The organism is Streptomyces coelicoflavus (assembly GCF_045041415.1).
Classification (GTDB): domain Bacteria; phylum Actinomycetota; class Actinomycetes; order Streptomycetales; family Streptomycetaceae; genus Streptomyces; species Streptomyces coelicoflavus.
Genome location: NZ_CP108218.1, coordinates 3215496 through 3231287, shown reverse-complemented (window position 1 = coordinate 3231287; position 15792 = coordinate 3215496). Strand labels below are relative to the sequence as shown.

12 protein-coding genes are annotated in these 15792 nt (G+C 73.1%); 11 read left to right on the top strand and 1 reads right to left on the bottom strand.

The window, feature by feature from the left end; translation table 11 throughout:
• Positions 1–94: 94 nt before the first annotated feature.
• Positions 95–649, bottom strand: a complete 555-nt coding sequence (locus OHA99_RS14150) for a hypothetical protein (protein WP_153178310.1) — start codon at positions 647–649, stop codon at positions 95–97.
• Between the two features lie 295 nt (positions 650–944).
• Between OHA99_RS14150 and OHA99_RS14145 the strand changes: the two genes are divergently transcribed.
• From OHA99_RS14145 to OHA99_RS14095, 11 genes are all read left to right on the top strand, one after another.
• A complete protein-coding gene (locus tag OHA99_RS14145) occupies positions 945–1799 on the top strand; it encodes a bifunctional methylenetetrahydrofolate dehydrogenase/methenyltetrahydrofolate cyclohydrolase (protein WP_405696012.1) in 855 nt (284 codons plus the stop codon).
• A gap of 394 nt (positions 1800–2193) precedes the next feature.
• A complete protein-coding gene (locus OHA99_RS14140; RefSeq protein ID WP_153181791.1) occupies positions 2194–2631 on the top strand; it encodes a DUF3017 domain-containing protein in 438 nt (145 codons plus the stop codon).
• 433 nt (positions 2632–3064) lie between these two features.
• Positions 3065–4447 (top strand): DUF2690 domain-containing protein, encoded by a 1383-nt coding sequence (locus OHA99_RS14135; RefSeq protein ID WP_405696010.1) that lies wholly within the window; start codon positions 3065–3067, stop codon positions 4445–4447.
• Between the two features lie 356 nt (positions 4448–4803).
• On the top strand, positions 4804–5793 hold the full coding sequence (locus OHA99_RS14130) for a malate dehydrogenase (protein WP_007444106.1): 990 nt from the start codon (positions 4804–4806) through the stop codon (positions 5791–5793).
• A gap of 223 nt (positions 5794–6016) precedes the next feature.
• On the top strand, positions 6017–7786 hold the full coding sequence (locus tag OHA99_RS14125; protein WP_405696007.1) for a hypothetical protein: 1770 nt from the start codon (positions 6017–6019) through the stop codon (positions 7784–7786).
• Complete coding sequence (locus OHA99_RS14120) at positions 7773–8126, top strand: hypothetical protein (RefSeq protein WP_153178306.1); 354 nt, start codon at positions 7773–7775, stop codon at positions 8124–8126. Before OHA99_RS14125 ends, OHA99_RS14120 begins: the two co-directional genes overlap by 14 nt.
• Positions 8127–8130: 4 nt before the next feature.
• On the top strand, positions 8131–9327 hold the full coding sequence (locus tag OHA99_RS14115; protein WP_405696005.1) for a hypothetical protein: 1197 nt from the start codon (positions 8131–8133) through the stop codon (positions 9325–9327).
• A gap of 179 nt (positions 9328–9506) precedes the next feature.
• A complete protein-coding gene (locus OHA99_RS14110) occupies positions 9507–11027 on the top strand; it encodes an aldehyde dehydrogenase family protein (protein ID WP_381501193.1) in 1521 nt (506 codons plus the stop codon).
• A 60-nt stretch (positions 11028–11087) separates the two neighbouring features.
• Positions 11088–12620, top strand: a complete 1533-nt coding sequence (locus OHA99_RS14105; protein WP_405696003.1) for a GMC family oxidoreductase — start codon at positions 11088–11090, stop codon at positions 12618–12620.
• Positions 12617–13846 carry a glycine betaine/L-proline ABC transporter ATP-binding protein gene (locus OHA99_RS14100; RefSeq protein WP_405696000.1) on the top strand — a complete coding sequence of 410 codons (1230 nt, stop codon included), beginning with the start codon at positions 12617–12619 and terminating at the stop codon, positions 13844–13846. Before OHA99_RS14105 ends, OHA99_RS14100 begins: the two co-directional genes overlap by 4 nt.
• The gene (locus OHA99_RS14095; protein WP_405695997.1) at positions 13846–15792 is read left to right on the top strand and encodes an ABC transporter permease; all 1947 of its coding nucleotides are present in this window, start codon (positions 13846–13848) and stop codon (positions 15790–15792) included. Before OHA99_RS14100 ends, OHA99_RS14095 begins: the two co-directional genes overlap by 1 nt.

The window sequence follows — 15792 nt, the reverse complement described above, 5'->3', positions numbered from 1 at the left end:
CGCCAGACTAGGGCGACGCACCAGGGCCGTGCCCCCCTCGTACGGGTGAGACACGGCCCGGATGCATGATTGGCGAGAAAGCGCTCCGCGCCCCTCAGTAGCGGGGTCGCTTGAACCAGGCCGCGCCCTTCGAGTTGCCGACGAACACGGCTATCAGGATGCCGAACACCAGGTGGACGATGCCCGCGATGGTGAAGGGGTAGAGGGCCAGGATCGCGGTGAGGATGCCGAAGACCAGGGCGGTCACGCGCAGGCCGTTGCCGCCCGAGTTGAACTTTGCGGCCAGGAACGCCGCCCAGACGCCCCAGACCAGCGCCAGCACCATGAAGCCCCACAGGACACCGGTCGGGTAGTCGGCGAGCCCCTCGAACGCGGGGTCGTCCTTGGCCTTGTCGATGGTGGCGGCCGAGATGCCGAACAGCGCCGTGCCGATGACCTGGAAGCCCACCATGATCCACAGCAGCACCCGGGCGGTGTTGACCGTACCGGGCATGGTCGTGGGAGCGGCACCGTACGGCTGCTGCACCGGCGGGGCCTGCGGGTATCCGTAGCCGGGCTGGCCCTGCTGCGGCTGCTGGGGGTAGCCGTAGTTCGGCTGCTGGCCGCCCTGCGGCGGGCCGTAGGGGTTGTTCGGATCGCCGAAACTCATGGCGGGTCTTCCTCCGTAGCTGTCAAGTGCGGGGACGACGCGTGGCGCGACTCGGAGGAGATTCTTCGTAAGCGGTTCGTCCCCCCGGTACGGCCCCGCGGCACTGTGCCGTCCAATCGTTCTTGACCGAACTCTTACTTGTCCAGCCCGCCCGCAAGGTGTTGTGCAAGTGCAACACCGTCGATCATGAGCGGACACGGCCGGAAGTGTCCGGCGGCGTCCCGAAGGTCCCCACGCGGTGCCCGCATGCCGACCTGATTGGAACCGGGGGCCGGTCATCCGCGAGGATGGGGGCATGACCGCCCAGATTCTCGATGGCAAGGCCACCGCAGCCGCGATCAAGTCCGAACTGACCGCCCGCGTGGCGGCGCTGAAGGAGAGGGGTGTCACACCGGGTCTCGGCACCGTCCTGGTCGGCGACGACCCGGGCAGCCAGAAGTACGTCGCCGGCAAGCACCGCGACTGCGCCCAGGTCGGCATCGCCTCCATCCAGCGCGAACTGCCGGCCACGGCGACGCAGGAGGAGATCGAGGCGGTCGTCCGCGAGCTGAACGAGGACCCGGCCTGCACCGGCTACATCGTCCAGCTGCCGCTGCCCCGCGGCATCGACGAGAACGGCATCCTGGAACTGATGGACCCGGACAAGGACGCGGACGGCCTGCACCCGATGAACCTGGGCCGCCTCGTCCTGAACGAGCCGGCGCCGCTGCCCTGCACCCCCAACGGCATCCTCACCCTCCTGCGCCGCTACGGCGTCGAGATCAAGGGCGCCGAGGTCGTGGTCGTCGGCCGCGGTGTCACCATCGGCCGCCCGATGCCGCTGCTGCTCACCCGGCGCAGCGAGAACGCGACCGTGACCCAGTGCCACACCGGCACCCGGGACCTGGCCGCGCACCTCAAGCGCGCGGACATCGTCATCGCCGCGGCCGGCTCCCCGCACCTCGTCCGCCCCGAGGACGTCAAGCCGGGCGCGGCCGTCCTCGACGTCGGCGTCTCGCGCAACGCCGAGGGCAAGATCATGGGCGACGTCCACCCCGGCGTGGCCGAGGTGGCCGCCTGGATCTCCCCGAACCCGGGCGGCGTCGGCCCCATGACGCGGGCCCAGCTGCTCGTCAACGTGGTGGAGGCGGCGGAGCGCAGTGCCGGCTGAGGACACGAACTCCCCCGAGCGGCCGGGCGACACGGGGGGCGCGAGGGAAGCGGAGCCCGCACGGACCCCGGGCGGGCGGGCCGCCTCGGGCACCCGGGCCGGCTCCGGCAAGGCCGCAGAGAGCGCCGATGCCCCGGCCCGCTCGAAGACCGAGCGGAACGCCGGAGCCGCGGCCCGCTCGGCAGACGCGAAGCACGCCGACGCCCCGAAGACCTCGCAGGCCGCGGAGAACACGGGCGAATCGTCGGCCTCGTCGGCCTCGTCGGCCACGAAAACCGCCGACGCCACGAAAACCGCCGACGCCCCGGAGACAGCCGACGCCCCGGAGACCTCTGCCGCCCCGAAGGCCTCCGCGGACGCCGGTCACTCGGCGACCGCCGGGCACCCGGACGACATCACCGTCCGCGACCCCGTCAGCGCGCCCGACGCCAAGGGGCGGCCCCGCCGTGTCACGCGCCGGTTCCCGCTCTTCACCCGGGACACCGCCCGCCCCGAGGGCGGCGGCCGGGCCGCGGCCGGCGACGCCCCGGCGCCCGCCCGGCAGTGGCCGGTGCTCGCGGTGGTGCTGCTGGTCGGACTCGGTCTGCTGCTGACCGCACTGGACGTGTTCCGCTGGGGGACGCTGCTGATCGGCGCCGCGCTGCTCGCGGGCGCCGCGCTGCGCTGGGTGGTGCCCGACGTCGGCATGCTCGCCGTGCGCTCGCGCTTCACGGACATCACGACCTACGGCGTCCTCGGGCTCTCCATCGTCCTGCTGTCGCTGATGGCCCAGCCGGAGCCGGTGCTGGAGATCCCGTTCCTCAAGGACACCCTGCACTTCACCGTCAGCTAGGCAGCTCGCACGCCCGGCAACCGCGGCTTCCCGACACGACGGCCCGTCCTCACCCCCGTGGAAGGACGGGCCGTCGCCGCGACCAACCCTCCTGCACGGAGAACGCCCTGTTCAACGCCTGTCAGGGCGCTGTGGCACGGAAGTGACCGTTCCGCTACTCCGCTACGCCGACGCGTTCTCGGGGGTTCCGTGCAGGACGGTGCGGCACCGGTGGGACACTGGACCACGGGTCGGTGGGCGTGCGACGGTGCACGCTCGCGGCCTCTGTGCTCCTGTGCGCCCCCACCCCGGGAACTGAGATCCTGAGCGGGCGCATCCCTGTGGGTAGCCAGAACCGGGTACCGCGCGCAGGACGTCGCGCGCGGGGACCAGCGGGGGAACGACCAGCACGTCACCGGGGGAAGAGGGGGAAGCAGTGCCTCGTTGGAAGGCCTTGCCGGATGAACTCGATCCGCAGATCAGGGAGTTCACCAGCCAGCTGCGAAGGCTCGTGGACCGCAGCGAGTTGAGCGTCGCGTCGGTGGCCGACGCCACGGGCTACAGCAAGACGTCCTGGGAGCGCTATCTGAACGGCCGCCTGCTGGCGCCCAAGGGGGCCATCGTGGCCCTGGCCGAGGTGACGCGCACCAACCCGATGCACCTCACCACCATGTGGGAGCTGGCCGAGCGCGCCTGGAGCCGCTCGGAGATGCGCCACGACATGACCATGGAGGCCATCCGGATCTCCCAGGCGCGCGCCGCGCTCGGCGAACCGGGCACGCCCGCCGCCAAGTCGGGCACCTCCAGAACCCGGTCGGGCAACGGCGAGGGGAGCGGCGGCGGGAACGGCAGGGGGAGCCGGAGCGGCGGCCGCCACGGCGGCGGCTCGGCGGCACCGGGAGTCGCCGGGCCGGCCGGTGTGTCGCCCACGCTGCCCCCGACGGTCCCGGCTCAGCCCACCGCCGCCGACAGCCCCGACTCCGTCCTCGGCGCGGTCCGGGGCGGCGCAGGCCCCGGTACCTCGTCCATCCCGTCCCCCGGCGGAGCGACCGACGGCAACTCGTGGGGGCTCGCCGGGTACCGGGGGCCCGCGCCGACCGGTGACCGCGCGTCCCGTGCCCGGCCCCGGACCGGCACCGGGGAGGCGGCCAGCCCGCCCGGGCTCGACGAGACGAGCGTGCTCGGCCCGGCCACCGGCCCCGCCGGCAGCTACGGCGAACCTCCGCACGGCGGCCGACCCCCTTCGTCCGGCCACGCCTCTTCGTCCGGCCACGTCGCCGCTTCGCCCGGCACGCCCCCTTCGTCCGGCCGGCCCCGGGGCGGCGGCAGCAACCGGGGCGGCGGCAACAAGCGGACGACCACGCTCGTCGCGGGCGTCGTCGGCGTACTCGTCGTGATCGCGGGCGCCTTCTTCCTCCTGAACGACGGCGGCGGCAAGAAGGACGAGGGCACCAAACCCTCCCCGTCGCCGACCGTGAGCAGCGAACCGAAGCTGCCGCCGGGCGTGAAGTGCAGCGGCGACGCCTGCACCGGCAAGGACCCGGAGGTCATGGGCTGCGGCGGCGACCTGGTGACGACCGGTGCGACCGCCGTCGTCGGCACGGCCTCCGTGGAGGTCCGGTACAGCAAGGTCTGCGGCGCCGCGTGGGCCCGCGTCACCCAGGCCGCACAGGGCGACGAGGTCCAGGTGAACGCCGGCGGTGCGAACGAGCAGCGGGCGACACTCGGCACCCCCGGAGCCACCGCCGCGTACACCGCGATGGTCGCCGTGGACTCCGCGGCCGACGCCACCGCGTGCGCGACGCTGGCATCCGGCACGCAGGGCTGCACGAAGTAGCGGCACGAGGGGGCGCGGAGGGGGGCGCGAGCCGGCGGACCGAGAAAGTTCGCCCGCGACAGGCATGCCCCGCGGCGTCACGGGCACGCGAGAAGTACCCCCACGGGAGTCCGGCAACGGTATCCCCGAGCGGCGGTCGCCTTCGTCCCCCCTCTCCCGGACGGGCGGCCGCCTCTTTTTCGTATGCGTTCCCCGTGCTGACACCGCCGTCCTGTGGGCCGGGCCACACCGACCCGGACGTGCCGGACACCACGGGCGCGATAGCCTGACGGCTGGATGGATCTCTTGATACCAAGAGATCGATCAAACGCCCGGGGCCGGGACGCCCCACCGCCAGCTGTCATACGGAGAACGCCATGACTCGCACTCCCGTGAACGTCACCGTCACCGGCGCGGCCGGCCAGATCGGTTACGCCCTGCTCTTCCGCATCGCCTCCGGCCAGCTGCTCGGCGCGGACGTGCCGGTCAAGCTGCGCCTCCTGGAGATCACTCCGGCGCTCAAGGCCGCCGAGGGCACCGCGATGGAACTGGACGACTGCGCGTTCCCGCTCCTCCAGGGCATCGAGATCACCGACGACCCGAACGTGGCCTTCGACGGCTCCAACGTCGCCCTCCTCGTCGGCGCCCGCCCCCGCACCAAGGGCATGGAGCGCGGTGACCTCCTCGAGGCCAACGGCGGCATCTTCAAGCCGCAGGGCAAGGCCATCAACGACCACGCCGCGGACGACATCAAGGTCCTCGTCGTCGGCAACCCGGCCAACACCAACGCCCTGATCGCGCAGGCCGCCGCCCCGGACGTACCGGCCGAGCGCTTCACCGCGATGACCCGCCTGGACCACAACCGCGCGCTGACCCAGCTCGCGAAGAAGACGGGCTCGACGGTCGCCGACATCAAGCGCCTGACCATCTGGGGCAACCACTCCGCCACCCAGTACCCGGACATCTTCCACGCCACCGTCGCCGGCAAGAACGCCGCCGAGGCCGTGAACGACGAGAAGTGGCTGGCCGAGGACTTCATCCCGACCGTCGCCAAGCGCGGCGCGGCCATCATCGAGGCCCGCGGCGCCTCGTCGGCCGCCTCCGCCGCCAACGCCGCCATCGACCACGTGCACACCTGGGTCAACGGCACCGCCGAGGGCGACTGGACCTCCATGGGCATCCCGTCGGACGGCTCCTACGGCGTCCCCGAGGGCATCATCTCGTCCTTCCCGGTCACCACGAAGAACGGCACGTACGAGATCGTCCAGGGCCTGGACATCAACGAGTTCTCCCGCGCCCGCATCGACGCCTCCGTCAAGGAGCTGTCGGAGGAGCGCGAGGCGGTCCGCGGTCTCGGCCTCCTCTGACACTCGGCGCGGCGCACCACGCGCACCACGCGCCCCCGCGTACACCCTGCGCACCCACGCGCAGCACCGGTCCCCGGGCCCGCCACGGCGGCCCGGGGGCCGGTGCGTTCCCCGGGCCCGCTGTTGACGTTCCGGACCCGTCGGCCCCGCGCCTCCCCTATGCTGATGCCCCGTCACGTCGTCCGCCACCGGCGACGGCTTACACGCGCATCGGGGGATCGGCGTGAGCACCGCCTACGTGCCGCAGCAACCGCAGCAGCAGCCCCACGGGGGCCCACCGCAGGAACCCCCGCCGGTCCCGCCGTACGCCAGTGAGGCGACCCGCCTGCTGTGCGCGGGTGCCTACCTCGACCCCGGCTACCGGGACCGCGTCATCGACGAGCTGTACCTCGACGAGCAGCGGATCGTCGCGCCGTCGCTCGGCTTCGACGCGGCCCGGGTCCTCGCGCACGCCCTGCGGGCCCGCCGGCAGGAGCTGCTGTGGGCCGCGGCCGTCACCGGCCTGTGGGTGGTGGGGATCCCGCTCAGCGGCGGGCTGCTCGCCTTCCTCTTCTGGCCCAGCCTGCTGCTCGCCCTGGCCCCCTGGATCAAGGGCCGCGCCGAGCGGCCGCCCCTCTACCGGCGCCTCGCGGCCTTCCTGGCCCGCTGGTGGGGACGCGCCCAGTTCGCCCTCTTCACGTTCTACCTGATCGCCTACGCGTTCGGCGACGGCTCGGACGACGACTTCTCGTCCGGTTCGTCGGACCGCTACTACGGCGACTACGGCTCCGACGGATCCGATCTGCCGGACGTCACCGACGTGCTGGTCCCGTCCGGGGGCAGCGGTCTGATCGAGGTGTGGCAGGCCTGGTTCGGGATCGCCGTCCTCGTCCTCATCGGGCTGTGCGTGGCCGGGCAGCGCGGCCAGTTCGCCCGCGCGCTCGCCTCCGAGCTCTCCCCGCAGCGCTTCCCGGACGCCTCCTCGGACCCGGCGGAGAAGGGCGACGGCACGCGGTTCCAGCGGCTGATGGGACGCATCCGGCTGGAGCAGCACGCGCCGCTGATCATGTACGACGAGAAGCACCCGTTCTGCGGAGCGGGCGCGGCGTACGACACCTGGGTGCTGGCCGTGGAGCTGCGGCCCGACGACGAGAAGAAGCAGCAGCCCCTCAGCAACCGCGCCATCCTGGACCGCGTCCGGCCCCTGATCGAACAGCTGCGTCTGCCCTCCGAGTACGCGGGCGCCGGGGTGCGCGACCGGCTGCGCCGGCTGGAGCTCGACGAGTGCGTGTTCCTCCCGGTGGAAGGGCTGCTCGACCGGGACCAGGCGCCGTACGGCCCGGAGTCGTTCGAGCGGCACCGTGCGAGTGCCGTGGAGGAGGGGGCCGAGAAGCGGCGGCACTTCCTGCGGATCAGGGTCGGCGGCTGGGAGGAGGAGCTGGTCGTCACGGTCTTCGTGCGCCTGCACACCCAGGGCCGCATGCTCATGCTGGAGATCGCGCCCCATGTGCTGACCCCGGTGCGCCCGGACTTCAAGGACGCCGACCGCGTCTCCCACCGGTTCCGCAACAACAACGTGCTGGGCAAGGCGGCCGGCGCCGCCGTTCTGGTCCCCGGCTCCGTGGGCCGCTCCCTGGTCACGCTCGGCCGGGGCCTGGTGTACTGCTGGCGGCTGCTGACCGGCGGACACGCCGGCGCGCTCCCCGAGGGCCCCGCCGTCTCCGTGCGGGAGCTGGCCGCCACGCCCGCCGGGTCCACCTTCCAGGAGATGGACGTGAGCCGCTATCTCAGGAGCATCCAGGACCGCGTGAGCCACGGGGTGCGGCTGGCCCTGGGCGACGCCGGGTTCGAGACCGGCGAGTTCGTGCAGAAGATCGTCAACCTCAGCAACGGCAGCACCTACATCGGCAACGCCGAAGGGGCGACCTTCGCCGTCGGCGACAAGTCGAACGTCTCGTCCACGACCGGCGGCCCCGCGCCGCAGAAGGGATCCGGAAGCAATGGCGCAGAATGAGCCGACCGTTCATATCGGCAACGCCCAGGGGGCGACCTTCGCCGTGGGCGACAGCGCGAACGTCACGAGCCACTACGGCACCGCGGCCCCGCGCGACCAGGCCGCCGAGGAACTGCTGAAGGCCGTGCGCGAGCTGCGGGCCGACCTGGCACGCGTCCAGCGCACCGAGCGGACCGACGAGCTGGACACGGCGCTCGCGGACACCGAGGAGGAGATCACCCGCACCGGAACGGCCCCCGAGGGGCGCCTCCAGCGGCTGCGGACCCTGGTCGAGGACTCGCAGTCCGTCCTGTCGCTGTTCGCGTCCTTCGGGACGGTGGCCGGGCTGCTGGGGCTCTGAACCGATGAGCGGGGGACAGCAGCGGTACTGGAACGAGGCGACCCAGCGCTGGGAGGACACCGCGGCCGGCACCGCCGCGGCCACCCCGCCGCCACCGCCCCGGCCGGGGTCCGCGCCCGAGACACCGCCGGGCGCGGACCCCGGCCGTCCCGAGGACGTTTCGGCCCCGGTCCCACCGCCCCCGCACGACGGCTGGTCCGTGCCCGAGGAGCCCGCGCCGGGCGCGGACCCCGGCCGTCCCGAGGACGTCCCGGTGCCGGTGCCGCCGCCCCCGCACGGCGGCTGGTCCGTGTACGAGGAGCCCGCGCCGGGCGTCGATTCCGGCCGTCCGGAGGGCATTCCGGCGCCGGTCCCGCCGCCCCCGCACGACGGCTGGTCCGTGCCCGAGGAGCCGCACACCGGTTCCTGGCCGCCGCCGCTGGTGCCGCCGCAGGCCCCCCACGGGCCCAGCCGCCGGCTGGTGTGGTCCGTGCTGGGCGGTGCCGCCGCGGCCGGGGCCGCGGTCGCCCTCGTACTGACGCTGGTGTTCCCGGGCGACGACGGCACGGACGACCGCGGCGCCCCGGCGGGCCCGTCCCCCACGGCCTCCGCCCCCACCGCCGACCCCACTTCTCCGCCCTCCGCCTCCGGCACCTCGACGCTGCGGACCGGGGAGCCGGGGGCACCCACCGACGCGTCCGGATCACCGTCCGGCACGGCCACCGCGCTGCCCGGGGGCTACGAGCCGTACACGGACCCGGAGGGCTTCACCGTCGCCCGGCCCGCGGGCTGGGTACGGGACGCCGTGCCCTCCCGGTACGGCATCGACGTGGTCAACTACCGCAGTTCCGACGGTGAGCTGCGGCTTCAGGTGTACCAGGTGGAGGAGGCCTCGCCCGAGGCGTCCTTCGAGTTGTTCCTCTCCGACGACACGCCCAAGGCCGAAGGCTTCCGGAAGCTCTCGCTCCAGACGCTGGACGACGGCGACTTCACCGGCTCCCGGCTGGAGTACGTCGCCGACTCCATCAAGGGCGAACCCGACGTCGGCACCTGGCACGTCGTCGACGAGCGCTTCGTGGCCGCCGACGGCGAGGTGTACGCGATCGCCGCGTACGGGGCCGACGCGGACGGCCGCGACGACGAGCGGGAGCTGCTGCTCACGGCCCTCGGCCACTTCTGCCCGCCGGACACGACCTGCGGGACCGGCGCCGACGCCCTGTGACCGCCCACGCACCCGGCGTGGTCCGATAGGGCCCTTTCGTCCCTTTGTTTCGTGACTCCGCACACTTCCGCTTCCCGAACCGCATGCATCGGGGGCACCAGGGCAGGTGCACCCGGTCCCGTGGACGACACCCACGTGACTCACGGGAGATCGACAGGGAACGGAAGGCATTGACGATCATGGCGGACAGTAGAGAACTGCGGTCACGCGCCACCATCCACGCAGGTGGCGAATGGCTCGCGGCGTCCTCCGGCGCCACGCGCGAGATCCTCGACCCCGCGGACGCCTCGCCGTTCGCCGTGGTCGCGGAGGGCGACGAGAAGGACACCGACCTCGCGGTGGCCGCCGCCCGCCGCGCCTTCGACGCCGGTGACTGGCCGCACACCCCCGTCGCCGAGCGCGCCGCCCTGCTGCGCCGCGTCGCCGGCCTCCTCGTACGCGACCGCGAGACGCTCGGCCTGCTGGAGAGCCGCGACGCGGGCAAGACCGTCGAGGAGGGGCGCGTCGACATCGACTGCGTCGCCGACGCCTTCCGCTACTTCGCCGACCTCGTCGCCGGCGAGGCCCCCGGCCGCGTCGTCGACGCGGGCTCGCCCGACATCCACAGCGTCGTCGTGCACGAGCCGGTCGGCGTCTGCGCGATGATCACGCCCTGGAACTACCCGCTGCTCCAGGCCAGCTGGAAGATCGCCCCGGCGCTCGCCGCGGGCAACACCTTCGTGATCAAGCCCAGCGAGATCACCCCGATGACCACCGTCGCCCTGATCGACCTGCTCGTCGAGGCCGGCCTCCCCACCGGCGTCGCGAACATCGTCACCGGGCCCGGACACACCGTCGGTGCCCGGCTCGCCGAGCACCCCGACGTCGACCTGGTCTCCTTCACCGGCGGCCTGATCAGCGGCACCAAGGTCGCCCAGGCCGCAGCCGTCACCGTCAAGAAGGTCGCCCTCGAACTCGGCGGCAAGAACCCCAACGTGGTCTTCGCCGACGCCTGCGAGACCGAGGAGGGCTTCGACACCGCCGTCGACCAGGCCCTCAACGCCGCCTTCATCCACAGCGGCCAGGTCTGCTCCGCCGGTGGCCGCCTCATCGTCGAGGAGTCGGTCCGCGAACGCTTCGTCGCCGAACTCGCTCGCCGCGCCCGGAAGATCCGCCTCGGCCGCGGCACCGAGGAAGGCGTCGAGTGCGGCCCGCTCGTCTCCGAGCAGCAGCGTGCCAAGACCGAGGACTTCGTCGCCTCCGCCCTCGCCGAGGGCGCCGAGCTGCGCTGCGGCGGCAAGCGCCCCGAACCGTCCCCCCAGCGGCCCGGGTCCGGCTACTTCTACGAGCCGACCGTCCTCGACCACTGCCACCGCGAGATGCGGGTGGTACGGGAGGAGGTCTTCGGGCCGGTCCTCACCGTCGAGACCTTCCGCACCGAGGACGAGGCCGTAGCCCTCGCCAACGACACCGAGTACGGTCTGGCCGGTGCCGTCTGGACCGCCGACGCGGGACGGGCCCGCCGGGTCGCGGGCCGGCTGCGGCACGGCACCGTGTGGATCAACGACTTCCACCCCTACCTCCCGCAGGCGGAGTGGGGCGGCTTCGGCAAGAGCGGCGTCGGCCGCGAACTCGGCCCCGCGGGCCTGGCCGAGTACCGCGAGAGCAAGCACGTCTACCAGAACCTCGCGCCCAAGCCCGTCCGCTGGTTCACCGGCTGACCCCACCGCGTCCCCGCACTCCTCCTCGTCCTCATCCGCTCGCCCCCCTGGAGTACCCCCATGCCCGAAACCACCCACGTCTACGACTACGTCGTCATCGGCGGCGGCACGGCAGGCTCGGTGATCGCCTCCCGGCTCACCGAGAACCCGGACGTCACCGTCGCCGTCATCGAGGGCGGCCCCAGCGACGTCGGCCGCGACGACGTGCTGACCCTGCGCCGCTGGATGGGCCTGCTCGGCGGCGAACTGGACTACGACTACCCCACCACCGAGCAGCCGCGCGGGAACTCGCACATCCGGCACAGCCGCGCCCGCGTCCTCGGCGGCTGCTCCTCGCACAACACCCTCATCGCCTTCAAGCCGCTGCCCTCCGACTGGGACGAGTGGGAGGCCGCCGGCGCCAAGGGCTGGGGCGCGGTGCAGATGGAGGCGTACTTCGCCCGCCTGAAGAACAACATCGTCCCGGTCGACGAGAAGGACCGGAACGCCATCGCACGCGACTTCGTCGACTCCGCGCAGAAGACGCTGGAGGTCCCCCGCGTCGAGGGCTTCAACAAGAAGCCGTTCACCGAGGGCGTCGGCTTCTTCGACCTCGCCTACCACCCCGAGAACAACAAGCGTTCGTCGGCGTCGGTGGCCTACCTGCACCCCGTGATGGACGAGCGCGCCAACCTCACGCTGATGCTGGAGACCTGGGCGTACAAGCTCGAACTCGACGGCACCCGCGCCGAGGGCGTCCACGTCCGCACCAAGGACGGCGAGGAGATCCTGGTCAAGGCCCGGGGCGAGGTCGTCCTCAGCGCCGGCGCCGTCGACTCCCCGCGCCTGCTGCTGCACTCCGGCATCGGCCCCAAGGACCAGCTGGAGGCCCTCGGCATACCCGTGGTGCTCGACCTGCCCGGCGTCGGCGAGAACCTGCTCGACCACCCCGAGTCGGTGATCGTGTGGGAGACCAACGGCCCCATCCCGGACAACTCCGCGATGGACTCGGACGCCGGTCTGTTCGTGCGCCGCGACCCCGAACACGCGGGCCCCGACCTGATGTTCCACTTCTACCAGATCCCGTTCACGGACAACCCGGAGCGACTGGGCTACGAGCGCCCCGAGTTCGGCGTCTCCATGACCCCGAACATCCCCAAGCCGAAGTCCCGCGGCCGCCTCCGCCTCACCAGCGCCGACCCGTCCGAGAAGCCCGCCCTGGACTTCCGCTACTTCACCGACGAGGACGACTACGACGGCCGCACCCTCGTCGACGGCATCCGCATCGCCCGCGAGGTCGCCAAGACCCAGCCGCTGGCGGGCTGGCTCAAGCGCGAGGTCTGCCCCGGCCCGGACGTCACCAGCGACGAGGAACTGAGCGAGTACGCCCGCAAGGTCGCCCACACCGTCTACCACCCGGCCGGCACCTGCAAGATGGGCGCCGCCACCGACGAGACGGCCGTCGTCGACCCCGAGCTGCGCATCCGCGGCCTTCAGGGCATCCGCATCGCCGACGCCTCCGTCTTCCCGACCATGCCCGCCGTCAACCCGATGATCGGGGTCCTCATGGTCGGCGAGCGCGCCGTCGAGCTGATCGGCGGTGACGCCCGATGAGCACCACCGACAAGGACACCACCGCCGCCGCGACCGACACCGTGGCCGAGCGTCCGCCGGTCTTCTCCGTCGACGGCCTGTGGAAGGTCTTCGGCCCCAAGGCCGACCGCGTCCCCGCCGACCCGGAACTCGCCGCCCTGTCCCCGGCCGAGCTGCGCTCCCGCACCGGCTGCACCGCCGCCGTCGCGGACGTCTCCTTCGACGTGCGCAAGGGCGAGGTCTTCGTCGTCATGGGCCTGTCCGGCTCCGGCAAGTCCACCCTCGTACGCTGCCTGACCCGCCTCATCGAGCCGACGGCCGGCGCCATCGCCATCGACGGCGAGGACGTCCGCGCGATGGACCGGACCCGGCTGCGCGCACTGCGCCGCCACCGTGCCGCGATGGTCTTCCAGCACTTCGGCCTGCTCCCGCACCGCACCGTCCTGGACAACGTCGCCTACGGCCTCGAAGTCCAGGGCATGGGCCGCGCCGAGCGCCGCGAGCGGGCCGCCGCCGTCGTCGCCAAGGTCGGCCTCGAAGGCCTGGAGCAGCGCCGCCCCGGCCAGCTCTCCGGCGGCCAGCGCCAGCGCGTCGGCCTCGCCCGCGCCCTCGCCGTCGATCCCGAGGTGCTGCTCTTCGACGAGCCGTTCAGCGCGCTGGACCCGCTGATCCGGCGGGACATGCAGGAGGAGGTCGTCCGGCTGCACCGCGAGGAGGGCCGCACGATGGTCTTCATCACCCACGACCTCCAGGAAGCCCTCAAGCTCGGCGACCGCATCGCCCTGATGCGCGACGGCCGCGTGGTGCAGCTCGGCACCCCGGAGGAGATCGTCGGCTCACCCGCCGACGACTACGTCCGCGAGTTCGTCCGCGACGTGCCCCGCGAGCAGGTCCTCACCGTCCGCACGGCCATGCGCCCCGCCGCGAACGCCGACGAGGCGGGCACGGGCCCGGCGATCCGCCCGGACGCCACGGTCTCGGAGGCCATCGAGGCGGTGGCCAGGGCAGGCTCGGCAGCCCGCGTCATGTCCGACGGCCGCTGCCTGGGCGTGGTCGACGCGGCAGACCTCCTGTCGGTGGTAGCAGGCACCGCAGCCGACGCAGCTGCGGGCAGTCGTGCCGCTGGGGCGGCACGGGTGGGCGATGGGGGTCCCCCCGCGCGAGCGGAGTCGAGCGTGGGGGAGGCACCGGCCACGCGCCGCAAGCCGACGACCCCCGCCGAGCCCACCACCGAGGAGCCGGTCTGATGGCAGCCATCACCGCGGCGCCCCGAAAGCCCGCCCCGCCGGGCATCCTCACCCACAGAGCCGTCCGCAAGCTCCTCATCCTCGCCCTCGCGGCAGCGATCCTCGCCCCCATAGCCGCCACGCAGTGGTCCGGCGCCACCTGGCCGAGCGCGCTCACCGTCGACGTCTCCGAACCCCTCGGCAGGGCCAACGACTGGATCATCGACAACCGCGACACCCACCCCCTGTTCCTCTACTTCTTCGGCCACGTCAGCAACGTCGTCGTCATCGCCGTACGCGCCGTGTACCTCGCCCTCCTCGCCGTCGGCTGGGCCGGGGTCACCGCGATCGGCGCCCTGGTCGCCTGGCGGGTGGCCGGCGTGAAGCTCGCGGCGGGCACCGCGGCCGCGTTCCTGGCCTGCGGCCTGCTCGGCATGTGGGTGCCGACCATGCAGACCCTCGCGCTCATGGTCGTGGCCGTCCTCGCGTCCGTCGCCGTCGGCGCCCTGCTGGGCCTCGCCGCCGGCCTGTCCGACCGGATGGACCGCGTCCTGCGCCCGGTGCTCGACACCATGCAGGTGCTGCCCGCCTTCGCCTACCTCCTGCCCGTCGTCCTGGTCTTCGGCATCGGCGTCCCCGCCGCCGTCCTGGCCACCGTCGTCTACGCCGCCCCGCCCATGGCCCGACTCACCTCGCTCGGCCTGCGCGGCGCCGACAAGGAGGTCCTGGAGGCCGTCGAGTCCCTCGGCACCACCGCCCGCCAGCGGCTGCTGACCGCCCGCATCCCGCTGGCCCGCAAGGAACTCCTCCTCGGCGTCAACCAGACGATCATGATGGCGCTGTCCATGGCCGTCATCGCCTCCGTCATCGGCGCCGGTGGCCTCGGCGACCGCGTCTACCAGGCGCTCGCCTCCGTCGACGTCGGCGCGGCCCTCGCGGCCGGCATCCCGATCGTGCTGCTCGCCGTCGTCCTGGACCGCGTCACCGGCGCGGCGGGGGAGCGGCTCGGCGAGGCCGGGAAGTCCCCGGTGACCTGGCTGTACGCCCTCGTCGTCGCCGCGGCCGTCGCGCTCGCCGGACGCCTGGCCGGCTTCCTCGACTGGCCCGACGGGTGGGAGCTGAACATCGCCGAGCCCGTCAACCGGGCCGTCGACTGGATGACCGCCCACCTGTACTCCGGCGTCCCCGTCGTCGGCGGCACCGCCGACTGGGCCGCCCACTTCACCAGCTGGGTGCTCAACCCGCTCCGCGACGGCCTCCAGTGGCTGCCGTGGTGGTCCGTGCTCCTGATCGTCGCCGCTCTGGCCTGGCTGATCGGCACCTGGCGCACCGCGCTCACCGCCGTCCTCGCGATGGCCGCGATCGGCGTGCTCGGCGTGTGGAAGCCGTCTCTCGACACGCTCTCCCAGGTGCTCGCCGCCGTCGCCGTGACCCTGGTCATCGGCTTCGCCACCGGTGTCGCCGCCGCCCGCAGCGACCGCGTCGAGCGCCTGCTGCGGCCCGTGCTGGACGTCTTCCAGACGATGCCGCAGTTCGTGTACCTGATCCCGGTCGTCGCCCTGTTCGGCGTGGGCCGCGCGCCCGCCGTGGCCGCCGCCGTCGTCTACGCCCTCCCGGCCGTCGTCCGCATCACCGCCCAGGGTCTGCGCCAGGTCGACCCCGCCGCCATGGAGTCGGCCCGCTCGCTCGGCGCGACCGGCGGCCAGCAGCTCCGCCAGGTCCAGCTGCCGCTGGCCCGCCCGGCCCTGCTCCTCGCCGTCAACCAGGGCGTCGTCCTGGTCCTCGCCGTCGTCATCATCGGCGGCCTGGTCGGCGGTGGCGCGCTCGGCTACCAGGTCGTCTTCGGCCTCGCCCAGGGCGACCTGGCGACCGGCCTGGTCGCGGGCGCCGCGATCGTCTGCCTCGGCCTGATGCTCGACCGCGTCACCCAGCCCACCGAACGCCGTACGACGAAGAAGGGAGCCTGA

Coding starts and splice junctions, on each gene's coding strand:
- OHA99_RS14095 (WP_405695997.1), top strand. CDS start 13,846: ATGGCAGCCATCACCGCGGCGCCCCGAAAGCCCGCCCCGCCGGGCATC.
- OHA99_RS14105 (WP_405696003.1), top strand. CDS start 11,088: ATGCCCGAAACCACCCACGTCTACGACTACGTCGTCATCGGCGGCGGC.
- OHA99_RS14100 (WP_405696000.1), top strand. CDS start 12,617: ATGAGCACCACCGACAAGGACACCACCGCCGCCGCGACCGACACCGTG.
- OHA99_RS14145 (WP_405696012.1), top strand. CDS start 945: ATGACCGCCCAGATTCTCGATGGCAAGGCCACCGCAGCCGCGATCAAG.
- OHA99_RS14120 (WP_153178306.1), top strand. CDS start 7,773: ATGGCGCAGAATGAGCCGACCGTTCATATCGGCAACGCCCAGGGGGCG.
- OHA99_RS14115 (WP_405696005.1), top strand. CDS start 8,131: ATGAGCGGGGGACAGCAGCGGTACTGGAACGAGGCGACCCAGCGCTGG.
- OHA99_RS14110 (WP_381501193.1), top strand. CDS start 9,507: ATGGCGGACAGTAGAGAACTGCGGTCACGCGCCACCATCCACGCAGGT.
- OHA99_RS14150 (WP_153178310.1), bottom strand. CDS start 649: ATGAGTTTCGGCGATCCGAACAACCCCTACGGCCCGCCGCAGGGCGGC.
- OHA99_RS14130 (WP_007444106.1), top strand. CDS start 4,804: ATGACTCGCACTCCCGTGAACGTCACCGTCACCGGCGCGGCCGGCCAG.